This window comes from Pseudomonas sp. B21-017 (assembly GCF_024749245.1).
Taxonomy (GTDB): Bacteria; Pseudomonadota; Gammaproteobacteria; order Pseudomonadales; family Pseudomonadaceae; genus Aquipseudomonas.
In genome coordinates this window covers 2,676,967-2,700,828 of the sequence record NZ_CP087194.1, presented here as the reverse complement: position 1 = coordinate 2,700,828, position 23,862 = coordinate 2,676,967, and the positions used below count along the sequence as shown (strand labels likewise).

Below are 23,862 nucleotides of genomic sequence, written 5' to 3'. Positions count from 1 at the left end.
TGGCACCCACGGGCATGTAGCACGGCAGGCACAGTCAAGCCACGCATGCCCCCACGGATTAACCTCGGGTTTTTCTCTTGTTCGCGATCAGGAAAACCCCCATGAGCGATATTGCGCTGCTGCCTCAAGTTGAAGCCTTCCTCCGTCGAAGCCATGCATTGTTTATCGACGGCGGCTACGTCCAGAGCCGTTCCAGCCAGACACTGGAAGTGATCAACCCTGCCACTGGCAAGGTCATTGCCCAGGTCGCCAATGCCGATCCAGCCGATATCGACGCGGCGGTGGAATCGGCCAAACGTGGCTTCAAACAATGGTCCCAGGCCACACCGGCGACGCGGGGCAATGTGCTGCTGAAACTGGCGGACTTGCTGGAGCGCAACCGCGAAGAACTGGCACAGATCGAAACCTGCCAATCGGGCAAGATCATCCAGATTTCCAGGGCTTTCGAAGTCGATCAGGCCGCTCACTTTCTGCGTTACTACGCTGGCTGGGCGACCAAGATCAGCGGCCAGACCATCACCCCGTCATTGCCCTCCTTCGCCGGCGAACGCTATACCGCCTACACCTTGCGCCAACCCGTCGGGGTGGTGGTCGGCATCGTGCCGTGGAACTTCTCCACCATGATCGCTATCTGGAAACTCGCCTCGGCACTGGTGACCGGTTGCAGCATCATCATCAAACCCAGTGAGTTCACCCCGCTGACCATCCTGCGGATCGCCGAACTGGCCATTGAAGCCGGTCTCCCGGCCGGCGCACTGAACGTACTGACAGGGGGCGGGCTGGTTGGCAAAGGGCTGATCGAACACCCGGGCACCGACAAGGTGTCGTTCACCGGCTCGGTGCCGACCGGCATTGCCGTCGGTCAGAGCGCCATGGGTGCCGGCCTGACCCGCGCCACCCTGGAACTGGGCGGTAAAAACTCGGCGGGGTTCCTGCGCGACGTCGATCTGGATAAAGCGGTCAACGGCATCATCGAAGCCGGCTTCCTGCATTCCGGGCAAATCTGCGCCGCTGCCGAACGGTTCTTCGCCCATCGCTCACAGATCGAGCCAATCATGGACAAACTGGCCCAACGTTTGAGCACGCTGAACATCGGCTCGCCCCTGGACGAGCGCACCGAATTCGGCCCGGTGACCAACCGCCAGCATCAACTCAAGCTCGGCGCGTTTTTCGACAAGGCCCGTGCTGAAAACAACACCATCATCTGCGGTGGCAACCTGATCGACCGCCCCGGCTGTTATGTCGAACCGACGGTGATCCTCGCCAACACCGTCAACGACACCCTGCTCAACGAAGAAACCTTCGGCCCGGTCGCCACCTTCTTCCCCTACGACACCGAAGACGAGCTGCTCGAACTGATGAACAACACACCGTACGGCCTGAGCGCGAGCCTGTGGACCAACGATTTGTCCAAAGCCATGCGCATGATCCCGAGCATCGAAGCCGGCACCGTCTGGGTGAACATGCACACCCTCCTCGACCCGGCAGTACCGTTCGGCGGCATCAAGTCTTCAGGCATCGGCCGTGAATTCGGCGGCGCGTTTATCGACGACTACACGGAGCTGAAATCCGTGATGATCCGCTATTGATTCGGAGGATTCCAAAGCCACCAGTGGATCCACTAAATCGTTAATAAACAGAATCAGTTTGACAAAACTCAATAAATCACCATTAATGGATCCACTAAATAACAACAAACAACCTTGGAGAATCTCCATGTACCCCAAGAACACTTGGTACGTCGCCTGCACGCCCGATGAAATCGCTGGCAAGCCATTGGGCCGTCAGATCTGCGGTGAAAAGATGGTTTTTTACCGCGGCCACGAGGGTAAGGTGGCGGCTGTCGAGGACTTCTGCCCTCATCGCGGCGCGCCGCTGTCCTTGGGTTATGTGGAAAACGGCAATCTGGTGTGCGGCTATCACGGCCTGGTGATGGGGTGCGACGGCAAGACTGTGGAAATGCCCGGGCAGCGGGTTCGCGGCTTCCCGTGCAACAAGACCTTTGCCGTGGTCGAGCGCTACGGCTTTATTTGGGTCTGGCCCGGCGATCAGGCGTTGGCCGACCCGGCGCTGATCCATCACCTGGAATGGGCCGTCAGTGACGAGTGGGCCTATGGCGGCGGCCTGTTCCACATCCAGTGCGACTACCGCCTGATGATCGACAACCTGATGGACCTGACTCATGAAACCTACGTTCATGCGTCCAGCATCGGCCAAAAGGAAATCGACGAAGCGCCGCCGGTCACAACGGTCGAAGGCGATGAGGTGGTCACCGCCCGCCACATGGACAACATCATGGCCCCGCCCTTCTGGCGCATGGCCCTGCGCGGCAACAACCTGGCCGACGATGTGCCGGTGGACCGCTGGCAGATCTGCCGCTTCACCCCGCCCAGCCATGTGCTGATCGAAGTCGGCGTGGCCCATGCCGGCCATGGCGGTTATCAGGCTCCCCAGCAGTTCAAGGCGTCGAGCATCGTCGTCGACTTCATCACGCCGGAAACCGAGACCTCGATCTGGTACTTCTGGGGCATGGCGCGCAACTTCAATCCGCAGGATGAAGCCTTGACCGCGAGCATTCGCGAGGGACAGGGCAAGATTTTCAGCGAGGACCTGGAGATGCTCGAACGCCAGCAACAGAACCTGCTCAGCCATCCCGCGCGCAATTTGCTCAAGCTCAATATCGACGCTGGCGGCGTGCAGTCGCGTCGCGTTCTGGAGCGCCTGATCGCCAGGGAGCAAGCCTCGCAGGAGTCAATGGCATGATCGAAGTGCTGGTGGTATCGCGCAACAACGAAGCCCACGACATCTGCAGCTATGAGCTGGCCAGTGTCGATGACCGACCGCTGCCGGCCTTCAGCGCCGGTGCGCACATCGATGTGCACCTGCCCGGCGGCTTGATCCGGCAATACTCCCTGTGCAATCACCCCGAAGAACGCCATCGCTACCTGATCGGCGTGCTCAAGGACCCGACCTCCCGCGGTGGTTCACTGGCTATGCACGAGCGGATCCACCCCGGCACGCGCCTGCCGATCAGTGAACCGCGCAACCTGTTCCCGTTGGTCCATGAGGCCAGGCGCAGCCTGCTGTTCGCTGGCGGTATCGGGATCACGCCGATCCTGTGCATGGCCGAACGCCTGGCACACAGTGGCGCGGATTTCGAGCTGCATTACTGTGCCCGATCACGGGACCGTGCAGCCTTTGTCGAACGCCTGCAACGCTCGCCTTTTGCCGACCGGGTGTTCCTGCATTTCGATCAGGAACCCGACACCGCGCTGGACGCGGCCAAGGTTCTGGCCACGCCGCTGAACGACGTTCATTTATATGTGTGTGGCCCCGGCGGCTTCATGCAGCACGTGTTGGACACGGCCAGGAAGCAGGGCTGGCAGGAACAATACCTGCACCGCGAGTACTTCGCCGCCGCGCCCGTCGACACTGGCGCCGATGGCAGTTTCTCGATCAAGCTCGCCAGTAGCGGTCAGGTCTTCGAGGTGCCGGCCGACAAGAGCGTGGTGCAAGTACTGCAAGACCACGGCATCGAAATCGCCATTTCCTGTGAACAAGGCATTTGTGGTACTTGCCTGACTCGGGTTCTGGAGGGGGTGCCGGAGCATCGCGACCTGTTCCTCACCGAGGATGAACAGGCCTGCAACGACCAGTTCACCCCTTGCTGCTCGCGCTCGAAAACGCCGCTGCTGGTGCTGGATATCTGATAAACCGCGCTTATTCCGAGCGGAGAATGACCTTCATCCGCTCCTCGGCCGTCGCTGAGCCGAAGACCTCGGCGTAGCGCAACGTGGCGTTGGCGTGTTCGCGCATGATCGCTTCGGCACGCGCACCCTGGCGGTTAACCAAGGCATCGAACACCGAATGGTGTTGCATGTGGGCATAGTTGAAACGTCGGTACTCCCGGACCATGTCGTTGCGGTCCACGGCCAGGGCAGTCACCGAAGCGAAGGGCAAATGATCGTTGCGCGCCAGGGCGTCGGCGATCGCCGGGTTATGGCTGCCTTCGACGATCACCTCATGAAAACGCATGTTGAGGTCGTGATAGACCTCCAGGTCTTCTATGGTCACGTACCCTTTATCGAACAGCTGATCACCCTGCATCAGGCACTGTTCGAGGGTCGCCCGGGCTTCGTCTGAGAGCCCGCGCTCGGCGGTCTGACGCGCCGCCAGGCCTTCGAGTACGCCCCGTACTTCGACCGCACCGGCAATGTCATCGGGGCTGACCGAACGCACCTGAAACCCGCGCCCGCCAAAACGCACCAGCAAGCCTTCCTGCTCCAGCGTGCGGAACGCCATGCGCACCGGCATCCGCGAAACACCGAACAGCTGCGCCGTGGGGATTTCCATCAACCGCTCGCCCGCCGCCAGTTCGCCCGAGGCGATCATCTTGCGCAATGCGACCAACACCGTTTGACCGGGCTTACTCATCCAGGCAACTTCCAGAAAGGTGGGCCTGCATAGTAACGCAAGAGAGAGACGCCAGGTTTGGGCAGAGGTCGCGGTGTTCAGCCTTGATAGGCAGGATTCTCGATCAGCAGCGCCATACCCTGCCCTCCGCCAACACACGCGGCGGCAATGCCATAACGCAGATTGCCCTCGCGCAGTTGCCTGGCCAGGGTCAGCACCAGACGCAATCCGCTGGCGGCCAAGGGATGCCCCAGGGCGATGGAGCCGCCCCGCCGGTTGAGGCGGTCGCCGTCCAGTTCAAGCACCTGCGCCACGGCCAGCACTTGTGCCGCCTGGGCTTCGTTGATTTCCAACAAGCCGATGTCGTCAATGGCCAGGCCGCTGCGTTGCAGCAGCAACTGGATCGCCGGTGCCGGGCCGATGCCCATGAACTCCGGTGCCACCCCCACCACGGCACTGGCCAGCAAATGGGCCAACACCGGACGCCGAGCCGCAGAGGCTCGCCCCACCAGCGCGGCCGCCGCACCATCGACCACCGCGCAACTGTTGCCGGCCGTTTGCACACCGCCGGCATGCACCGACTGCAACCGGCCCAAAGCGCTCAGGTCGGTAGGTCGCGGGTGGCTATCGTGCGTTACGCGGTCCACGCCCCGTGGCAACTGAATATTGCGTGGCTGATAGCCGGCCAACTCAAAACGCTCATTACCAATCGCTACCAGTTCCGGCTCGAACCAGCCGTCGGCTTGCGCCTGCAATGCCAGTTGATGACTGCACAGAGCGTAGCGATCCACTTCGTCGCGGCTCAGGCCATGCCGCCGGGCCAGGTTGTCGGCGGTGGTGATCATGTCTACGCCTGGGGCCGGGTCGTAGAGGGCTTCCCAGAGAAAGTCCTTGAACGCCACCTCGGCGCCGAGCCGGAAACCGCTGCGGTGGGTGTAAGCGGCAATCGGGTTGCGTGACACCGATTCGGCTGCCACGCACAGGGCCAGCTGCACGCCGTCATCCAGCTGCCCGGCGGCCTGCCGCAAGAGTTCGAAACCGGTGGCGCAGATACGCTGCACCCCCAGCGCCGGAGTCTCTTGCGGCACGCCACTGTAGAGGCCGATATGCCGAGGCAGCAGGTAAGCATCGAAACTGGCCTGAGCCACGGAGCCAGCGAGCACACTGTCCACCGAGGACGGATCGAGAGCGGCGCGGGCCAATACCTCGCGCCCGACCTTGATCCCCAGATCGATCGGCGAGACCTGAGCCAAGTCCCCGCCAAGGTCGACCCAAGGCGTGCGCAGGGCTTCGAAAATCGCCACATCGCTAAAGCTCGAATACTGCCCCGCACCGTTCACGGCAGAGGTCCGGCACGCAGGATGGAAGGATCTTCACCGCGATACAGCGCCTCGACCTTGTCGGCACGCCACTGCAACACCGCACGCTGATTGATCGAGCCCTTGTCGGTGATTTCACCACGGTCGATGGAAGCTGGTTCGTCGAGCAACGCGATCCATTCCAGGCGGCTGGCATTACCGGTGGCGTCGCGGTTGAGCCGCTGCAGCCAATCGCCGAACCACTGACGCACCGGCGCGCTGGCCAGAACCTCGGCATCGCTGGCGTGGGCACTCAAACCCGCCAGACGTCGGCATTCATACAACCGGGGAAAGACCAGCGCCCCCAGGCACTCGCGGTCCGGCGCGGCCACCACCAGGTCCTGAACATAGGGCGAACCTTCAAGCACCGCGCGATTGCGCAGCGGACCGACGCTGACAAACACGCCGGAGCTGAGCTTGAAGTCCTCGGCGATGCGCCCGTCGAACATCAGCCCGAGTTGCGGATCACAGGGGTCAGCCAGCTTTAACGCATCGCCAGAACAGTAGAAACCCTGTTCGTCGAACACCTCGGCGGTCTGCTGCGGCGCGCGCCAGTAACCGGGCATGATGTGCGGCCCGCGAAAACGCCCTTCCAGCTTGCCGTCCACCGGCACCAACCGCACTTCGCAACCGGGTGCCGGCAGGCCGATGTAGCCGGCCATGGACAATGGCCCGGTGGTGAACGTGCAGGACGGCGACGCCTCGGTCATGCCAAGCCCGGCCATCATGCGAATGCGTTCGCCACAATGCTGTTCAGCGACCCGGTCCAAGCGATCCCAAACCCGTTGCGACAAACCGGCGGCAGCGAAAAAGAACAGCTTCATGCGCGAGAAGAAACGCTCGCGCAACTCGCCATCCTGCTCCAGAGCGTTGACCAGCTCTTCCCAGCCCTTGGGCACGGTCAGGTAGGCGGTGGGCGATATTTCCTTGAGGTTGCGCAGTGTTTCAGCAAAACCCTGAACGGTCGGCTTGCCGTCGTCCAGGTAAAAAGTGCCGCCGTTGTACAGCACGATGCCGACGTTGTGGCTGCCACCGAAGGTGTGATTCCACGGCAGCCAGTCCACCAGCACCGGAGGTTCTTCGCCGAACACCGGGAAGGTTTGCAACAGCATCTGCTGGTTGGCGCAGAGCATGCGCTGGGTGGTGACCACCGCCTTGGGCAGTTTGGTGGAGCCTGAGGTAAACAGGAATTTGGCGATGCTGTCTGGTCCGGTAGCCGTGAAGGCGCAATCGGCCTCGGCACCGCCGGGTTGTTCCAGCAGGCTGGCAAAACTCGCCTGACGGCGGCCCGGTACTTGACCATGCACGGTAATCAGCGGCGTTTCGGCCGGCAGCACCGCCTCAATCGCCCGCTGATAGGTCGCGGCGTCGCTGACGAACACCAGCCCCGGTTGCAGCAGATCGCAGACATGCCGAAGCTTGGCGAAATCCTGGGACAACAACGAATAGGCCGGGGAAATCGGGCTATAGGGAATGCCGGCATACATAGCGCCCAGGGCAATCTGCAAATGCTCGATGTCGTTGCCCGAGAGGATCGCCAGTGGTCGCTCGGCCGACAGGCCGTAACTCAGCAGGCTCTGGGCAATGGCGCGGACGCTGGTCAGCATCTCGGCGTAACTCACCCGGCGCCAGTCGCCGCCCTCCAGGCGAGCGGCAACAAAGGTCTGTTGCGGGCGCACCCGGGCCCAATGCACCAGGCGATCGAGCAAGCGTACGGGCAACTCGGCCAAGGGTTCCAGGGAGCGCATATGCAATATGCCCTGCTCTTCGCTGACTTCGACCGCAGGACAGCCAATGGATACCTGGCGATAGCGCGGTGCACTGGCTTCGGTCTGGGGTGGCGATCTGAATTCGGAACTCACGTGCTTGTTCTCCATCAAGGCACGCCACCGGTCCGCTGCGAAGCAGTCAACTGGGGCATGGCAGCCTTGTTATTGTTATTTCTGGCCTGCACGCGGGCGACGGGCGCTCTCAAGCGTACGTCGCCCGACGCTGCGACAGCTGCTCAGATCGGGTAGTGCCGCGGGCCGTTCTGCAAGGTCACCCAGCGCAATTGGGTGAAGTGCTCGATGGACGCCTTGCCGCCAAAACTGCCATAGCCGCTGGACTTGACCCCGCCGAAAGGCATCTGTGCCTCGTCGTGCACGGTCGGGCCGTTGATGTGGCAGATGCCCGACTCGACCCGCTGGGCCAAGGCCAGAGCACGGCCGGTGTCACGACTGAAGATCGCCGCCGACAAGCCGAACTCGGAATCATTGGCCAGACGCAGCAGCTCTTCATCGCCCTCACCGCGCAGCACCACCGCCACCGGGCCAAAGGATTCTTCGCGGTACAGGCGCATGGCATCGGTGACGCTATCGAGCATAGTCGGCTGCAGAATACTGCCCTCCAACCGGCCACCTGCGACCAGGGTTGCGCCCTTGTCGAGAGCATCGTCGATCATCAGTTTGATCCGTTCGCCGGCGTTGCTGTCCACCAGGGAACCCAGCACCGAACCTTCCGCATTGGGGTTGCCGGCGGGCAAGGTGGCGATCTTCGCCGCCAGTTTGGCGACAAAGGCATCGGCCACCCTGGCATCGACGATCAGGCGCTCGGTGGACATGCAGATCTGCCCCTGATTGAAAAAGGCACCGAAGGCCGCTGCCTCCACCGCCGCATCCAGGTCGGCATCTTCCAGCACCAGGAACGGCGCCTTGCCGCCCAGTTCCAGCAACGCCGGCTTGAGATGACGCGCCGACAGCTCACCAACGATGCGCCCGACATGGGTCGAGCCGGTGAAGTTGACCCGACGCACCGCCGGGTTGGCGATCAACCGTTCGACAATCGCCGCGGCATCCTGGGGCGCGTTGCTGATGACGTTGACCACGCCGTCACCGAGGCCGGCGTCCTGCAATACCTGGCCAATCAGCCGGTGCACCGCCGGGCTCAACTCCGACGCCTTGAGCACCACGGTGTTGCCGCAGGCCAGCGGCATGGCGATGGCGCGGGTGGCGAGGATGACTGGGGCGTTCCACGGCGCGATGCCGAGCACCACGCCACACGGTTGACGCAGGGCCATGGCGAAGCTGCCGGGCACATCCGAAGGAATGACTTCGCCGGTGATCTGGGTGGTCATGGATGCCGCTTCACGCAGCATGTTCGACGCCAGATGCACATTGAAACCGTACCAGTTGGCCATGGCGCCGGTCTCGCCAGCGGCGGCGATGAATTCCGCGCTGCGGGCCTGCAACTGCTCGGCGGCGCGCAACAACCGGGTGCGTCGTTCATTGGGGGCCAGGGCCGCCCAGATGGGGAATGCCGCTTTGGCCGCAGCCACGGCGGCGTCGGCATCTTCCAGGGTGGCGGCGGCAACCCGCGACACGATTTCTCCGGTCACCGGATTACGCCGTTCGAAGGTTCTACCGTCTCGGGCGGGGCACGACTGGCCGCCGATCAGCAGGGGCACGTCCAGCATGGTGATTCCTCTTTATTGTCTTTATCGGGAATACGTTCGAGGGGCTCACAGTAGCGCCGAGGCGCCGGGGCGAACAGCTGGCGGACGCTCGATCGCCCGGCCAGCTCGCCTTGTTCTAAACGCCAGGGCTCAGCGTTTGTAAGCCTGCAAACCGGGCTTGATGCTCTTGTCGTCGAGGAACTGCTTCATGCCCTGCTCGCGGCCACCTTCGGTGTCCAGAAGACGCGACTGATCGAGCTTGGCGTACAGGTAATCTTCGTTCTGCTCCCAGGTGAGTTCGCGGCAACGCTTGAAGCCGTGCTTGGCTGCGCGCAGCACCACCGGGTTTTTCTCCAGCAGGTTACGCGCCAGCTCGATCGTCACCTCACGCAGTTGCGCCAGCGGCACGCTCTCGTTGACCAGGCCCATCTCGGCGGCTTTCTGCCCGCCGAAGGTCTTGCCGGTCATGATGTAGTACAGCGACTGGCGATGGCCCACGGTGTCGGCCATGGCCTTGCTCACCAGGTTGCCCGGCGGAATGCCCCAGTTGATTTCCGACAGGCCGAAAGTCGCTTCATCGGCGCAGATCGCCAGATCGCAGGCCACCAGCGGGCTGAAACCGCCACCGAAGCACCAGCCGTTGACCATGGCGATGGTCGGCTTGGCGTACATGCGCAGCAGTTTCCATTGCCATTGAGAGGCTTCGCGGCGGATTTTTTCCTGAAGGATTTCCGGGCCGGCGTCCACTTCGCGGAAGTATTCCTTGAGGTCCATGCCTGCAGTCCAGGCTTCGCCCGCCCCCGTCAGCACCAGGACACCGGCGTCCGGATCCTGCTCCAGGGTTTCCAGAACGTCGATCATCTCGCGGTTCAGGGTCGGGCTCATGGCGTTGCGTTTTTCCGGACGGTTGAGGATGACCCAAGCGATGCCTTCCTCGATTTCCACTTTGACCGTTGTCCAGCGACCTTCGTAATTGCTCATGGCGATGCTCTCTTGTTCTTGGCTTGACGATGGGTAAAAACTAAACCGCAAATATAGTTATGTCAATTAACTATTAATAAAATTAACCGAGTTGTTTTCGTGCCTGAAACGGGCGCAGCGCCCAGAAATCTGAAAGAGGTCGTGGCTATCCCCGGCCAATCTCGGCAAACTAGATAGCCTTCTTAACCGCCAGCCCGAGGATTCACCCTGCAATGGCCAAGTCTTCCAAGATTGCCGCCGCCCCCGAGGCGCCTGCCGACAGCCCCGAAACCCAGGCGTCGCTGGACGCAGCCCTCGACGACCTGATCGGTTACGCCATGCGCCGGGCGCAGCTGAAACTGTTCCAGAACCTGATTGGCCGGCTCTCGGCCCACGACTTGCGCCCGGCGCAGTTCTCGGCCCTGGCGATCATCGACCAGAACCCCGGGCTGATGCAGGCCGACCTGGCCAAGGCACTGGCCATCGAGCCACCGCAAGTGGTGCCGCTGCTCAATAAACTGGAAAGCCGGGCGCTGGCGGTGCGAGTGCGCTGCAAACCGGACAAACGCTCCTACGGGATTTTTCTCAGCAAGACCGGCGAAACCCTGCTCAAGGAGCTGAAACTGATCGCTGCCGAGAGCGACATGGATGCCACGTCCGCCCTCGACAGTCAGGAACGCGAAGAACTGCTCAGGTTGCTGAAGAAGGTCTATCAGGCCTGAAACGACTTACCAGATCGGCACGGTGTAGAGCACCAGAAAGCGGGTCTGGTTTTCATCGCGAAACGCCGCGCCGGTGGGGAAGTCATTGCGATAGATCGACTTGCGCGCCATCAGCCCGACGTTCTTCAGCGGGCCACTCTGGATCACATACCCCAGCTCCATCTGGAACTCCCGCTCCTTGCGGTCATCGGCATTCAGCGCCGCCAGTTCGATATGGTCACCGCGCACATAACGCAGCCGGCTCTTCAGGCCGGGCACCCCGGCGGCGGCGAAGTCATAGTCGTAGATCGCCTGCCAGGTTCGCTCCTTGGCATTGAGAAAGTCCGAGCTCATGGTCAGCTCACTCATGCCCATCAACTCGGTACCCGACACATAAGGCGTCGCGGTGTCACCACTGGAGTGCATATAACCCAGGCTCAGGCGATGGCCGCCAAAGCGATAACCGAACAACGCCGAGAGGTTGCGGTTGTCCACCTTGCCGGCCTTGGCGCTGCCGTCCTCGTCGCTGAAAAAACTGCGCAAGTCAGTGGTCAACGTGCCCTCGCCTACCTGCAGCGTGTGCAGCAAGGCCAGGGTGTTCTGCTGATACAGATCCGCCACTTCGGCGTGATAGGCACGCAGGCTCAGATCCTTGTTCACCTGGTAATCGCCACCGACATAGGCCATGTGCGATGAGGTGGCCGCGCCGTTGAAACGCCGGTTCGGCGAGGCGATGCTCATCGGCTGGTAGTTGGTGGAATCGCGCTTGTTGATGCGATCGATGTAGCCAGTGTTGAAGGTCAGCCCGTCGATGTCCTTTGAACTGAGGGTGGTGCCACGAAACGTCTGTGGCAGCAGCCGTGACGGACTGGCGAAAGCGAACGGCAGGAAGATCGACACATCGCCGGTCTTCACCGTGGTCTGGGCAAAACGCATCTTGGCGGTCATGGCCAGGCGCGAATACTCGTCCGCCGCACGCTTGTCACTGGCAGACACCGGCAACAACTCGGTGCCGCTGCGGTCCGGCGACGAGTCCAACTTGACGCCCATCAGGCCGCGAGCGTCCAGGCCAAAACCAACAGTCCCCGGAGTAAAGCCCGACTCCATATTCATGATAAAACCCTGAGCCCATTCCCGGGCCGCGGTCTTCGCCCCGTCGTCCTTGTAGTCCCGATCCAGGTAGTAATTGCGCAGGGTCAAGGTGCCGTGACTGTCATCGATAAAGCCTTCGGCCAGCGCCGGAGTGGCAATCACACTCAAACCCAACAGGGCCAGATGACGTGCGCGAACAGGTAAGATTGAGATCGCCACGAGGGCGTCCCGAGGGAGATTTGGCATGTTCGATGTCCACTTATTGTTGTTGTTTTTTTGAACGGGATCGTCGGGTTGCCCCAAGGATCTCCGGTCAGAGAATGGAAACGCCTGAGGGTGGCGTCAATCCACAATGACCGATAATCGAACATTAATATTATTATCTATTTTTTAAATACATCTTCCACCTTATGTCATCACATTGATTTAAATGAAATTAATGGCATTTTTCAGTAAAAAACCTTGGTCATTCATTTTTTAGTTATCTTTGTTAATCTTAATTTCAGCCTGCTATCGCCTACAGCAATCAGGCTCGCGTTCCCCCGTAAGCCCCAACAAAAACAATAATGAGGTTCGCCATGGACACCCCATCACGTCGCACGACGCTGACCATCGCCCTGTGTTTTATCGTTGCACTGATCGAAGGCTTCGACCTGCAAGCCGCTGGCACTGCCGCCGCAGGCCTGCGCCAGACCTTTGCCCTGGACCCGAAAATGATGGGTTGGGTATTCAGCGCCGGCATCATCGGTTTGCTGCCGGGCGCCTTCTTCGGCGGCTGGATCGCCGATCGCATCGGCCGCAAGAAAATCCTCATCGGCGCGGTGCTGCTGTTCGGCGTGTTCTCCCTCAACACGGCCTATGTCAGCAGTTTTTCCGGCCTGCTGCTGGCGCGCTTCATGACGGGCCTGGGCCTGGGTGCCGCCCTGCCCAACCTGATCGCGCTGTGTGCCGAAGCCGTGGGTGAGCAACGTCGCGGCACCGCGATCAGCATCATGTATGCCGGCGTGCCGTTGGGCGGCGCGCTGGCGGCGGTGGTCGCCATGCTGTTTGCCGAGCATTGGCAGATGACCTTCATCATCGGTGGTCTCGTGCCCTTGCTGGTGGTGCCGTTGATGGTCCTGCTGCTGCCTGAGTCCAGCGCCTTTCGCCAGCAACAAGGCAGCGTCAACGTGGCGCGCGCGTCAACCGGCCAGGCGCTGTTCGGCGAAGACCGGACCCGCGTCACCCTGGCGTTGTGGCTGAGCTACTTCTTCACCCTGACCGTGATGTACATGCTGCTCAACTGGCTGCCATCGCTGTTGCTGGAACAGGGTTTCAGCAAACCCCAGGCAGGCCTGGTGCAGATGCTGTTCAACATCGGCGGCGCCCTCGGTTCCCTGCTCGGCGGACTGCTGCTGGATCGCTGCAACGGCATCAAAGTGGTGCTGTTTGTCTACGCCGGGTTGCTGGCGGCGCTGGCTGGAGTCGGCCTGTCAGTGGGCATCGTCCCCATGGCCATCGCCGGTTTTTCTGCCGGGTTGTTTGTGATGGCCGCGCAGCTGGTGCTTTACGCCCTGGCACCGCCGTCGTACCCGACCTCGGTGCGCGCCACCGGCGTCGGCGCTGCGGTGGCGATCGGTCGCCTCGGATCAGTAGCCGGGCCGTTGGCCGCCGGGCAGATTCTGGCGGCTGGGGCCGGCACCACCGGAGTTTTGCTGGCGACCTCGCCCGGGCTGCTGATTGCAGCACTGGCAATCATCAGCGTGATTGCCCGCTCGGCCGAGCCGCCGTTGCGTACGGCGAACCCGATTGCGGATAAAACCTGACCGGGGCGCCCTCCTTGTAGCAGCTGCCGAGCCTGCGTGACTGCGTTCGGCCGTAGCAGCTGTCGAGCTTGCGAGGCTGCGTTCGGCTGCGAAGCAGTCGTCAAACCAGAACTTGCGGTACGTCTGGCAGACCGCATCAGCCGGATTCACGACTGCTGCGCAGCCGAACGCAGCCTCGCAGGCTCGGCAGCTGCTACCAATCGTGTTACGGCGTGGTGCGCAGGCACGCATTCACCGGCGGTACGCGCTGCCGCCAGGGCTGAGCCTGCTCCAGTTGTGCGGCCAGGCTCAGCAAGGTCGCCTCTTCGCCGAAGCGGCCTGCGAAGTGCGCGCCCATGGGCAAGCCTTGCGGGCTCCAGTGAAGCGGTACCGACATTGCCGGTTGCCCACTGGCATTGAACAACGCGGTAAACGGCGAGTAACTGTGGAAGCGCTCGATCAATTCATCGAGACTCAAGCGGTCGTCCCGCAGGTCCAGCTCGCCGATCGGTACCGGTTCACGGGTCAGGGTCGGGCTGAGGATCAGGTCGTAATCCTGCATGAACAGCGCCAGTTGCCGGCCCAGGGCATGAATCCACTCCACCGCTGCCGCGTATTGCGCGCCACTGACCCCGCCCTTGTCGCGCAGAATGATCCGCGTACGGGCTTCCAGCTCCTCGGGCTGTACAGGCGCGCCACGCAATTGGCCCAACAGGTCGACGTAGTTTCGCGTGCTGGCACCGATGATAGTGAACACCTGGTCAAGAAACTCAGGCAGCACCACCGGTAACCGGGCGGGTTCTACCCGATGCCCCAGCGACTCACACAGGCTCGCAGCCTGACGCACCGCCTCCAGGCTTTGTGTGGAAGTCGGCCAAGACCCGATCTGCTCCACCAGGGCGATACGCATTGGCCGCGGAGTCTGTTGTACAGCAGTCACATACGGTTGCGCCGACAGCGGCGCAGCATAGGGCGCACCCAAATCGATTCCCGCCGTGGCGTCGAGCAAAGCCGCGCTGTCACGTACCGATAAGGTGATGCAGTGGTTGGTGCCCATGCCCGCCCAGCCCTCGCCTATCATTGGCCCGGAGGGCAGCAAGCCACGGCTTGGTTTGAGGCCAAAGACTCCGCAGCAGGACGCCGGCACCCGCAACGAACCACCGCCGTCATTGCCATGGGCAAACGGCACTACCCGCGCAGCCACCAGGGCCGCCGCCCCGCCGCTGGAGCCGCCGGCGCTGTGCTCGGTGTTCCACGGATTGCGGGTGGCGCCGAAACGTGTCGACTCGGTGGAATAGGATGTGCCGAACTCCGGTGCCGTGCTGGTGCCGACGATCAGGCAACCGGCGCGGCGCAGGCGGATCACCACCTCGGATTCGAAATCGGCGCGGGCCCCGCCCAGCGCCAGCGAACCATTGGTCATTGCGGCACCCTGCACCGGCGCGAACAGGTCCTTGATCAAGGTCGGCACACCGGCAAACAGTCCGTCCCGAACCTGAGGTTCGAGCGCTGCCTCGCGGGCCTTGTCGTAAAGCCGCTCGGCCACTGCGTTGAGTTGCGGTTCAACCCGCTCCAGTCGCTCGATCACTGCGTCGACCAGCTCCACGGGCTGCACTTCACCACGCCTGACCCAAGCGGCCAGGCCGGTGGCGTCTTCCTTGTCCAACAACTGCTGGATGTCTTGCATGTTTGATACTCCGGATCTATTTCAATGACGAATGGGTGGATGGCACGGAAGAGTTCGAGCGGCGGCGCGATAACCCGGCGATCGCCCAAAGCAACGCGGCAGCAAGACTGGCAAAGGCCAGCCATTCGATGGCGTGACGCAGGTCGCCAGCAAATGCGCCGAGCATCGCCACCACCAAGGGGCTGACGAACTGACCGAAATACAGGCACGCGGTGAAGCCTCCCAATCCCCGACCACGGGTTCGAGCACTCAAGGCCTCCATCATCGGCGCCATGACATTGGGCACCAGCAATCCCGCGCCCAGGCCATGGATCACCACCGCCAACACCACTTGGTTGTAGCTTTGCCCGCGCATCAGCAACCACAACCCGAGCGCCAGCAACAGCAGCAACACCGCATTGGTACCGGCGATCCCCAAGCGTCGACGCAGCAGCGGCCAGGCCAGGGAACCGCCCAGGGTGGCCAGCAGGCTCAAGCCGGCGGACAGGCCAATCATGGTGCTGGATGTGACCCCGAGACCCACCAGCAAAATGGGCGTCTGTACCGGCACCACAAAGCTCAGCACCATGCCGACGAGGATCAGCAGATAACCCAACACCAGCGGCAGAATCGCCACCCGCTCCGGTCCCTGAACCTCAACGGACGGCTGCGTACGAACCGGCTCCCAGAGCACCTTCACCATGGCCGGCACCAGCAGCAGCGGCAGCAAATAGAGGAGGAACGGCAAGCGCCAGGAGTGCTCGCCCAAAGCGCCACCAACGACGAAGAACAACGCACCGACCAAACCGATGGTGACCACCTGACGATTGATGTAGCGCAAGCGTTCCTCGCCCTGCCAATAGTCGCCGATCAGGGTCGCGCAACAGGTCATCACCGCCGCCTCGGCCACCCCGAACAGCAGGCGCACGGCAACGATGGACTGCAGATCTCCCAGCACCGCCGGCAACGCGCCGAGCAAGGCATAGAGCAAGGTGGCGATCACCAGCAACGCCTTGCGCCCGACTCGATCGGCGAGCCAACCGGCCAGAGGCGCGCACACCGCAATCGCCAGCGCCGGTCCGGTGACCGCCAGTGGCACCAGCAGGTCGGCCCGGGAAGTGAGCGGCCCGAACTCGGCACCGAGTTTGGGCAGGATCGGCGCGATCATCACCGAGCCCATGATGGTCAGGCTGCTGCCCAGCACCAGCACCAGCCCTTCGCGGCGTCCCGTGGCCTGACGCACGACAGGCGTCGCCAGGGTTGAAGCGCAATGCACAGAAGTCATGGTCCGGTCCTCAGAAACTTTGGGAAACGCGCAAGGCGACGGTGTAGCCTTCGGCGCGGTTGCTCGCGCCCTGCTCTTTGTAGAGGTGCAGCCAGACCGGCGGCAGGCCCGGTTTGACGTAGCTCACCGCTGGTCCCACAGCCAGCACCCTGGCGCGATTGCCACTCGTCAGGCCCGGGGCGTCGTCATCGGTGAACTGACGGTAGTAGTACCCGCCGATACCGGCGGTCCAGGGGCCGAAGTGCTGGCCCACGGCGAACTCATGCCGGTACTCCACGCCGTTCTTGTAGTCAGTGGCAGGGTTGCGCGTGTTGATGTCCATCTCGAAGCTCGATGACACCTCGAAGCCGGTGTCACTGATGTAAGTGGCATTGACGATGGGGGAAAAAGTCCAGTGATTGAGCCCGGGGGAAATCAGCCGGTTCTTGTCGTAGTCGCCGGTGGGGGTCTGGATCTGAAACTGGGTGTTGACGAACAGGTTGGGCGACAGGTTCCACTGCAGGATCAGCGGCAGAAACTGCACGTCTGCCAGGCGGAACGGATCGGCCTCAAGCTTCAAAGGACCGCCCGGCGTCGGCACCTCCAGGGAAGCATCCATCTTGAAGAAAGGCACCACCGTGCCGAAACCGTATTGGGCGCCGAGGACGCTGTAGTCCGTCATGCGCATATAGGCGAGGCCGATGGACAGCACGTCCAGGGAGAGATTGTTGTCCAGAGAACGACCGTGGCGGTCCTTCTGCACGTTGGCCGAATAGTAGGCCGTGCGCAGGCCCAGGGTGCCGAATGGCGTGGCCGGCGGCATCATCCCGGCGCCGAAGTCATAGACGCCCACTGCGGTGGTCGGCGCCCCGTTTTCAGTGGCCTGTGCGCCGGCGCACAGGCCGAACAGCCCCAGGGTGAATACAGTGACGCGGCTGATGCCTGAGTTGTTGTTCTTGTGATTCATCGAATGCCCCTCCCAACCAAATGGTGTGGGCCATCCTAGTAACGACTCCGGTAGGCGGGTTATCCGTTTTCAGCACAGTTAATGGCGACGCAAGGTCTGTGAGGGCGTCTCTCCGAACAGTGTGCGGTAATCGCTGGCAAAGCGACTCAGGTGCCAGAAGCCCCAACGCGCCGCCACCTCTTGCACCCCATGTTCATGGGGGCTGTCACGCAGTTCACGACGCACTGCATTGAGGCGCAACGCCCTTAAATACGCCACCGGATTGATACCCAGGGTTTCCTGGAAACAGTACTGGAGTTTGCGTCGGCTGGCGCCGATGTGATTGCACAGATCGAGGATCGACAATGGTTCGTCCAGATGCCCCAACGCGTATTCCCTGGCACGATCGACCATGCGTTTGCGCGCCGTCGGGTTAAGGGGCGCGGCCTGATCCGGCGCGACCAGCTCCAGCAGTTGCACCATCACGGCATCGCGAATGCCATGACGGATCGCCTCATAGCCCAGCAGGCTGTCGTGGCCCTGATCGGCAGCGGCCAGCTCGTCGAACAGCGCCGCCAACTCAGCCTGCACCGAGGAAGCCCCCAGACGGTAACACTTGGGAAGATCGGTAATTCGAAACCGGGCGCCCTGGCGCTCCAGCACATGTTCAAGGGCCTGGACATCAACCGCCACCCCCAACAGATCCAGATGTTCGGGCGTGCGCAGATCGGGCAAGTGATCACCATGGGCCACCAACAGGCTCGCATCATGAATCGGATGCCCCGCACAAAACACCGCCCCCTGAGCGCTCAGCGGCACGCTGAAGGTGATGGCTCCCTTCCAGGCGCTGCCACTCTTGAGCATCGCCTGATTAGAGCGGTCGCGCGCCAGTTGCATCCATCCGGCGCGAAACTCGATCAACTCACCTTCGAAGCGACCGGGCGTCAGCTGGTCATAGCGTACCTGCCAGCCGTCCATGTTCTGTGCGTGCTGATCGATGTCGTTGGTGCGATAACGATGAATCGCCGCAGTCATGTCCGGCGTACCGGTGGCGCCTTCCACGCTAGGGTTATTGTTATTCATGGACCTTTCCTGTTGGGCACACAAGGCTTGCAGGCCGTTGGGGAGGCAAGTTCCATTCCGCCGTAACAGGCATTGGCGCAATTGTGCCGAAAACGGCTAGTCGGTCCTCACTGTCCCCGTCCTCGTGTAGCGCTTGCCGAGTCCTCAGCCCTCCTTGACCAACAGCCCATGCCGGCTCGCTTCAGGCTTTTTTGCGAAGACCTTCTGCGGCAGCAACAGCCAGGCCAGGGCCGGCAGCAGGATCAGGGCGCCGAGCATGTTCACCAGGAACATGAACGCCAGCAGAATCCCCATGTCGGCCTGGAACTTGATCGGTGAAAACGCCCAGGTCGACACTGCGACCGCCAGGGTCATGCCGGTCAGCAACACCACTTTGCCGGTGAACAGCAGCGCCTGGTAATACGCCTGGGCCAGGGTGTCGCCGGCACGCATGCGAGCCAGGATTACACTCAAGACATACAGCGCGTAGTCGATGCCAATGCCCACGCCCAATGCGATTACCGGCAGTGTCGCGACTTTAACCCCCATGCCCAGCCCCACCATCAGCGCCTCGCACAGTATCGAGGTGAGCATCAGCGGCAGCATCGCGCAAAGGGTTGCGCGCCAGCTGCGGAAGGTCAGCAGGCACAACAGGCTGACCGCGCCGTAGACCCAGAACAGCATCTCGCGCATGGATTTTTTCACCACGATATTGGTCGCGGCTTCGATCCCGGCGCTGCCGGCGGCGAGCATGAATTTGACCTCTGGGATCTGATGTTCGCTGATGAATTTCTCGCTGGCCTGCACCACCCGATTCAGGGTATCGGCCTTGTGATCGGCCAGGTAAACGTACAGCGACAACATCGAGCAGCCCTGATTGAACAGCTCCCGCGGAGCACGGGTTTGCACGGCGCCCAGCGCACCGTCATTGGGGATCAGCTCATACCATTTGAAGTTGCCTTCGTTGTAACCGGCCGTGGCGATTTTGCTCAGCGCCGCCATCGAGGTGGTCGACTCCACACCGGGCAATTGCTCCAGTCGCCAGGCCAGCGCATCCACTGCCGACAGGCTCGCGTAGCGGGTGCACTGATCTTCCGGAGTCTTGATCATGACCACGAAAATATCCGAGCTGGCCGCATAGTTCTGGGTCATGAACAGCGCGTCGCGGTTGTAGCGCGAGTCAGCCCGCAACTCCGGAGCGCCGGGGTCGAGATCGCCGATCTTCAGGTGCAGGCTCACGGCAAAACCGAACGCTGCCAGCAGCAGACCGCCCAGCATGGCGCCCATGGCCCAGCGCCGTTGGGTGAACAAATCGAGTACGCGCCACAACGGATGCTTGATCTGCGCCTGCAGTTCGGCGTTTTCCGAACTCAGGCTGCGTTGCGCCGCTGCCGGGCTGACACCGATATAGCTGAGCAGGATCGGCAACAGAATCAGGTTGGTAAAGATCAGCACCGCCACGCCGAGGCTGGCGGTGATCGCCAGATCCTGAATCACCCGGATATTGATCAGCAGCAACACCGCGAAGCCCACCGCATCACAGAGCAACGCGGTCATGCCGGCCGCGAACAGTCGGCGGAAGGTATAACGCGCGGCCACCACCCGGTGGGTGCCGCGACCGACGTCCTGCATGATGCCGTTCATCTTCTGCGCGCCGTGGCTCATGCCAATGGCGAACACCAGAAACGGCACCAGCGCCGAGTACGGGTCCAATTCATAACCGAGGATGGCGAGCAGACCCAGCTGCCAGAGCACCGCCACCAGCGAACACGTCACCACCACCAGCGTGCTGCGCGCGCAGCGGGTATAGCCAAACAGCACCAACACCGTCACCAGTACCGCCACCACGAAGAACAGCAAAACTTGAGTCAGCCCCTCGATCAGGTCGCCGACGATTTTGGTGAAACCGGTGATGTGAATCCGCAGGTCATCGCTCTGGTACTTGTCCCGCAGGGCTTCCAGTTGCCGGGAAAACTCGCCGTAGTCCAGGGCCTTGCCGGTCTGCGGACTGATGTCCAGCAACGGCACGAAGATCACGCTGGACTTGAAATTGCCGGCCACCAATTGACCGACCTCACCGGAACGCGCGACGTTGGTCCGCACCTGTTCGATACTGGCCGCCGAGCCATCGTAGTCGTCGGGGATCACGGTGCCGCCATCAAGCCCCTCCTCGGTCACGGCGGTCCAGCGCGTGGTCGGGGTCCATAACGATTTCATGTAGGGCCGGTCGACACCCGGCAGCAGATAGAGCTCGTCGTTGAGCCTGGCCAAGGTGTCGAGATAGTCCTTGGTGAAAATGCTGCCTTGTTTGACCTCCACGGCGATCCGCAGCGAGTTGCCCAGGCCGCTCAACTCACTGCGATTCTCCAGGAAGTTGGCGACATAGGGATGCCCCGTGGGAATGGTTTTCTCATAACTGGCATTGATGCCGATGCGCGTGGCTTGCCAGCCGAGCACCAGCGTCACCAGCAGACACAGCAGGATCACCAGCGGTCGATGGTTGAAGATCGCCCGCTCGGCGAAGTTGCCCGACGCCTGGTCGAAGTCTGCCAGGCGGCCGATCACGGTTTGGGTTTGGTCGTCTTTCAAGTCTGACTCCTGTTGCACGGGCCGTGGCCCGATAGCGCTGCACCGTGAAGATTCAAGGTTTGCCAGAGGCTCGTGGATCCTGGTCAGCGGCCACACCGCTCAAACCAACGCTGGCCAGACTGCCATCGGCCGCCTGTTGCACGGCAGCGACAGTCCCGCCGCTGCGGCTCTGGCGTTTGTCGAAGCTACGACCCTGGTCATGGCTGAATAAAAGCTCGCCGCCCTGGCTGGCCAACAGCAGGCTGCCATCGCGCAGTTCGATGGCGCTCGCCAGTGTTGATTCGATGCCGGTGTCGAGGCGTCGCCAACTGCCGCCACGGTCATCGGACCACCAGGCGTTACCGCGCAAACCATAGGCAATCAAGGCGCCGCCGCGAGTGCCGAGCAGGCCGAAAAAGCTGCCTTCATAAGGTGACTTCAAGGCCTGGAATGAATGCCCGGCATCGGTCGAACGCAACAGCAAACCGCGCTCCCCCACCAGCAGCAGATCGTTGCCCGAGACGCGAATGCCATACAGGTTCAAGCCCTGCGGATTGTCCACATGCTGCATCCACGGCTGCCAGCTTCGCCCACCGTCGTCGGTGCGGTAGATCTGGTTATAGGCGCCAACGACGTAGCCATGCAGGCGGTCACTGAAGTACAGGTCGAGGAACGGTTTGTCCGGTCCGTCGTCGAGCATCTGCCGGGCCTGCGCCAGGTTGCCGGCACCGCCCGGTTGATCGGCATCGCGCTCAGCGGCCTGCACCGCCAGCGCGGCGGCGCGTTCACCGTCGAGTTGCTTGTGCCAGGTTTCACCGCCGTCCTCGGTGTGCAACACCACGCCCAGATGACCGACTGCCCAACCCTGCTCGGCATCGACGAACTGCACCGCCGTCAGGCTGACGCTGACCGGCATACTGGCCTGGCGCCAATTGCTTCCAGCGTCATCCGAGAGCAGCACAATCCCGCGCTCGCCGACCGCCACCAGACGCTCGCCGGCCCGGGTCAGCCCGAGCAATGCCGCGCGCTGGGCCTTGGCGGTCGGCAGTGCCGGCTGCTGCAGTACTGCAAACGTGCTCGCTTGGGCGTTGAACACACACGCCATCAAGCCCAATGCCAGGACGCACGCGCCCCGGCGCAGGCCGAAGCCCGCATAGCGTTTTTGCCCCATCATGTCGGTATCCCACTCGCAAAGTCACAGGCGACCGCAGCGCGCACCCTCACCCGCCGCGGCCTCCCTCAGGTTCAACGCATGTTTTCGTTGGCCATGGCATCCGGCGTGAAATAGGACGCCGAAGGTTTCGCAACTTTCTGGTACTGGACCGCCAGATCGTTGCTCGAGGAGTTGAGGAAGTAGGCGCCGGTGTCGAGGTTGTAGCTGCCCCACATGACCTGCGCGGTGAGGGCCGGCAGGTCCGGCGCCAACAGCGTCAGCGAATACATCTGCCGTCCGAGCTTGCCCTGGGCGTCATACCCGTCGGCCATCAGGATCTGCCAGGAGTCTTCGTCGATGTAGTAGGTGCGACGCGGCACCACATGGCGCTTGCCGGATTTGAGCGTGGCCTCGACCACCCAGACCCGATGTTTCTCCCAACGCACCAGGTCAGGATTGAGGAAGTTCTGTTTGACCAGGTCGTCGCTCTTGGCCAGGCCGGCGCGGTTATTGTTGTAGGCGACGATCAGTTCTTTCTTGCCCATCAGCTTGAGGTCATAGCGATCGGTAGGCCCGAACAGCATGAACGCTTCGTCGAACAGACCGACCCCCGAGGTCACGAAGTCCGGGGTGTCGTAGGCAATGTTCGGCGCACGACGCACCCGGCGCTGGCCGACCAGATACTGCCAGGCCGCGCGGTTGGCCGGGTCCAGGTCCCAATGGGTCATCAGGCCTTCACCGGCCTTGGACGATGGCAACTCGGTCAGCAGCTTGCCCACCAGGTACTTGCCGGAAAAGTTTTCCAGGCTGCCGTCTTCGACGTAGTAGGGAAACTGGTAGGTGTACTGGGCGCGGGTTGCCTGGACTTTCTTGCCGCCGGCGGTCATCAGCCAGGTATCGAAAGGCGAGCTGATGGTGTCGCCGCCCTGCCAGGACAATCGATAGTTCCACAGCACTTGCGTACCGTTTTCCGGGATCGGGAACGGAATGCCGCCATAGGCGCCGGTGACTTTCTCGCTCGCCACGTCCAGCGTGGCGCGGGTGGCATTCTTGCCGGTGTTGTCATACACCCATTGCGGGGCTGCCGCCGAGCGATGGGTCGGGTAGACGTCCAGGCGATAGTCCGGGTATTTCTTCAGCAGCAGTTTGGTGCCTTCGGCCAATACATTGGCGTACTGCTCCATGTTCGAGGCCTTGATCGAATACAGCGGTTTTTCACCGGCGAATGGATCGGGACGTTTGTCACCTGGCTTGTAGCCAGGCGCGACCTTGGTGTAACCGCCTTGCCAGGCCGGGATGCTGCCATCGGCGTTGCCGGCGCGCTCGCCACCAAGGGGTGTCAGTTCAGTCTTCAAACGTGCAGCCTGCTCAGGCGACACGGCCGCCTGCGCCAGGCTCATGCCGGCAAGGGCCAGGGTGAGGACGCAAGTGTTGAGAAATGCTTTGTTCTGCATGGCGAATC

General features: G+C 62.2%; 18 protein-coding genes. 5 read left to right on the top strand and 13 right to left on the bottom strand.

What is annotated here, in order from left to right:
• Nucleotides 1-101: 101 nt before the first annotated feature.
• The 3 genes from LOY28_RS12310 (at nt 102) to LOY28_RS12300 (ending at nt 3,710) form a co-directional block, all read left to right on the top strand.
• The gene (locus tag LOY28_RS12310) at nt 102-1,589 is read left to right on the top strand and encodes an aldehyde dehydrogenase family protein (RefSeq protein ID WP_258613919.1); all 1,488 of its coding nucleotides are present in this window, start codon (nt 102-104) and stop codon (nt 1,587-1,589) included.
• Nucleotides 1,590-1,716: 127 nt separating this feature from the next.
• Complete coding sequence (locus tag LOY28_RS12305) at nt 1,717-2,763, top strand: aromatic ring-hydroxylating dioxygenase subunit alpha (protein ID WP_258613917.1); 1,047 nt, start codon at nt 1,717-1,719, stop codon at nt 2,761-2,763.
• Nucleotides 2,760-3,710, top strand: coding sequence for a PDR/VanB family oxidoreductase (locus LOY28_RS12300; RefSeq protein WP_258613915.1), 951 nt, complete (start codon nt 2,760-2,762; stop codon nt 3,708-3,710). Before LOY28_RS12305 ends, LOY28_RS12300 begins: the two co-directional genes overlap by 4 nt.
• A 10-nt stretch (nt 3,711-3,720) precedes the next feature.
• Here the strand turns inward: LOY28_RS12300 and LOY28_RS12295 are convergent, their stop codons facing one another.
• The 5 genes from LOY28_RS12295 to LOY28_RS12275 all read right to left on the bottom strand — a co-directional run bounded on the left by LOY28_RS12295 (nt 3,721) and on the right by LOY28_RS12275 (nt 10,185).
• Complete coding sequence (locus tag LOY28_RS12295) at nt 3,721-4,434, bottom strand: GntR family transcriptional regulator (RefSeq protein WP_019578625.1); 714 nt, start codon at nt 4,432-4,434, stop codon at nt 3,721-3,723.
• Nucleotides 4,435-4,511: 77 nt separating this feature from the next.
• Nucleotides 4,512-5,753 carry a thiolase family protein gene (locus LOY28_RS12290; RefSeq protein ID WP_258613912.1) on the bottom strand — a complete coding sequence of 414 codons (1,242 nt, stop codon included), beginning with the start codon at nt 5,751-5,753 and terminating at the stop codon, nt 4,512-4,514.
• Complete coding sequence (locus LOY28_RS12285) at nt 5,750-7,633, bottom strand: feruloyl-CoA synthase (RefSeq protein WP_258613911.1); 1,884 nt, start codon at nt 7,631-7,633, stop codon at nt 5,750-5,752. Before LOY28_RS12285 ends, LOY28_RS12290 begins: the two co-directional genes overlap by 4 nt.
• A gap of 143 nt (nt 7,634-7,776) precedes the next feature.
• Nucleotides 7,777-9,225 (bottom strand): aldehyde dehydrogenase, encoded by a 1,449-nt coding sequence (locus tag LOY28_RS12280; protein WP_258613910.1) that lies wholly within the window; start codon nt 9,223-9,225, stop codon nt 7,777-7,779.
• A 129-nt stretch (nt 9,226-9,354) separates the two neighbouring features.
• Nucleotides 9,355-10,185 carry a p-hydroxycinnamoyl CoA hydratase/lyase gene (locus tag LOY28_RS12275; protein WP_007895816.1) on the bottom strand — a complete coding sequence of 277 codons (831 nt, stop codon included), beginning with the start codon at nt 10,183-10,185 and terminating at the stop codon, nt 9,355-9,357.
• A gap of 212 nt (nt 10,186-10,397) precedes the next feature.
• Between LOY28_RS12275 and LOY28_RS12270 the strand changes: the two genes are divergently transcribed.
• Nucleotides 10,398-10,886 (top strand): MarR family winged helix-turn-helix transcriptional regulator, encoded by a 489-nt coding sequence (locus tag LOY28_RS12270; protein WP_018927890.1) that lies wholly within the window; start codon nt 10,398-10,400, stop codon nt 10,884-10,886.
• 6 nt (nt 10,887-10,892) lie between these two features.
• On the opposite strand, the gene LOY28_RS12265 is transcribed toward LOY28_RS12270, so the two are convergent.
• On the bottom strand, nt 10,893-12,203 hold the full coding sequence (locus LOY28_RS12265; RefSeq protein ID WP_258613909.1) for an OprD family porin: 1,311 nt from the start codon (nt 12,201-12,203) through the stop codon (nt 10,893-10,895).
• Nucleotides 12,204-12,535: 332 nt separating this feature from the next.
• Here LOY28_RS12265 and mhpT point away from each other — a divergent pair, with 332 nt between their 5' ends.
• The gene (mhpT, locus tag LOY28_RS12260) at nt 12,536-13,762 is read left to right on the top strand and encodes a 3-(3-hydroxy-phenyl)propionate transporter MhpT (RefSeq protein WP_018927888.1); all 1,227 of its coding nucleotides are present in this window, start codon (nt 12,536-12,538) and stop codon (nt 13,760-13,762) included.
• Nucleotides 13,763-13,967: 205 nt separating this feature from the next.
• Here mhpT and LOY28_RS12255 read toward each other — a convergent pair whose 3' ends face one another.
• From LOY28_RS12255 to LOY28_RS12225, 7 genes are all read right to left on the bottom strand, one after another.
• Nucleotides 13,968-15,428 carry an amidase gene (locus LOY28_RS12255; protein ID WP_258613908.1) on the bottom strand — a complete coding sequence of 487 codons (1,461 nt, stop codon included), beginning with the start codon at nt 15,426-15,428 and terminating at the stop codon, nt 13,968-13,970.
• Between the two features lie 16 nt (nt 15,429-15,444).
• On the bottom strand, nt 15,445-16,692 hold the full coding sequence (locus tag LOY28_RS12250; protein WP_258613907.1) for an MFS transporter: 1,248 nt from the start codon (nt 16,690-16,692) through the stop codon (nt 15,445-15,447).
• Nucleotides 16,693-16,702: 10 nt separating this feature from the next.
• Complete coding sequence (locus tag LOY28_RS12245) at nt 16,703-17,638, bottom strand: transporter (protein ID WP_258613906.1); 936 nt, start codon at nt 17,636-17,638, stop codon at nt 16,703-16,705.
• Between the two features lie 78 nt (nt 17,639-17,716).
• Nucleotides 17,717-18,700: a helix-turn-helix domain-containing protein gene (locus LOY28_RS12240; RefSeq protein WP_064617340.1), complete on the bottom strand. Its 984-nt coding sequence runs from the start codon at nt 18,698-18,700 to the stop codon at nt 17,717-17,719.
• 144 nt (nt 18,701-18,844) lie between these two features.
• Nucleotides 18,845-21,268 (bottom strand): RND family transporter, encoded by a 2,424-nt coding sequence (locus LOY28_RS12235; RefSeq protein ID WP_258613905.1) that lies wholly within the window; start codon nt 21,266-21,268, stop codon nt 18,845-18,847.
• A 52-nt stretch (nt 21,269-21,320) separates the two neighbouring features.
• Nucleotides 21,321-22,421, bottom strand: a complete 1,101-nt coding sequence (locus LOY28_RS12230) for a YCF48-related protein (RefSeq protein WP_258613904.1) — start codon at nt 22,419-22,421, stop codon at nt 21,321-21,323.
• A gap of 71 nt (nt 22,422-22,492) precedes the next feature.
• Nucleotides 22,493-23,854: a DUF1329 domain-containing protein gene (locus LOY28_RS12225; protein ID WP_018927881.1), complete on the bottom strand. Its 1,362-nt coding sequence runs from the start codon at nt 23,852-23,854 to the stop codon at nt 22,493-22,495.
• Nucleotides 23,855-23,862: the final 8 nt, after the last annotated feature.

Excerpts from the sequence above, each read along its gene's own strand:
- LOY28_RS12280 (WP_258613910.1), bottom strand. The coding sequence starts at position 9,225 with ATGCTGGACGTGCCCCTGCTGATCGGCGGCCAGTCGTGCCCCGCCCGA.
- LOY28_RS12275 (WP_007895816.1), bottom strand. The coding sequence starts at position 10,185 with ATGAGCAATTACGAAGGTCGCTGGACAACGGTCAAAGTGGAAATCGAG.
- LOY28_RS12250 (WP_258613907.1), bottom strand. The coding sequence starts at position 16,692 with ATGACTTCTGTGCATTGCGCTTCAACCCTGGCGACGCCTGTCGTGCGT.
- mhpT (WP_018927888.1), top strand. The coding sequence starts at position 12,536 with ATGGACACCCCATCACGTCGCACGACGCTGACCATCGCCCTGTGTTTT.
- LOY28_RS12265 (WP_258613909.1), bottom strand. The coding sequence starts at position 12,203 with ATGCCAAATCTCCCTCGGGACGCCCTCGTGGCGATCTCAATCTTACCT.
- LOY28_RS12300 (WP_258613915.1), top strand. The coding sequence starts at position 2,760 with ATGATCGAAGTGCTGGTGGTATCGCGCAACAACGAAGCCCACGACATC.
- LOY28_RS12230 (WP_258613904.1), bottom strand. The coding sequence starts at position 22,421 with ATGATGGGGCAAAAACGCTATGCGGGCTTCGGCCTGCGCCGGGGCGCG.
- LOY28_RS12240 (WP_064617340.1), bottom strand. The coding sequence starts at position 18,700 with ATGAATAACAATAACCCTAGCGTGGAAGGCGCCACCGGTACGCCGGAC.
- LOY28_RS12270 (WP_018927890.1), top strand. The coding sequence starts at position 10,398 with ATGGCCAAGTCTTCCAAGATTGCCGCCGCCCCCGAGGCGCCTGCCGAC.
- LOY28_RS12245 (WP_258613906.1), bottom strand. The coding sequence starts at position 17,638 with ATGAATCACAAGAACAACAACTCAGGCATCAGCCGCGTCACTGTATTC.
- LOY28_RS12305 (WP_258613917.1), top strand. The coding sequence starts at position 1,717 with ATGTACCCCAAGAACACTTGGTACGTCGCCTGCACGCCCGATGAAATC.
- LOY28_RS12295 (WP_019578625.1), bottom strand. The coding sequence starts at position 4,434 with ATGAGTAAGCCCGGTCAAACGGTGTTGGTCGCATTGCGCAAGATGATC.
- LOY28_RS12225 (WP_018927881.1), bottom strand. The coding sequence starts at position 23,854 with ATGCAGAACAAAGCATTTCTCAACACTTGCGTCCTCACCCTGGCCCTT.
- LOY28_RS12310 (WP_258613919.1), top strand. The coding sequence starts at position 102 with ATGAGCGATATTGCGCTGCTGCCTCAAGTTGAAGCCTTCCTCCGTCGA.
- LOY28_RS12255 (WP_258613908.1), bottom strand. The coding sequence starts at position 15,428 with ATGCAAGACATCCAGCAGTTGTTGGACAAGGAAGACGCCACCGGCCTG.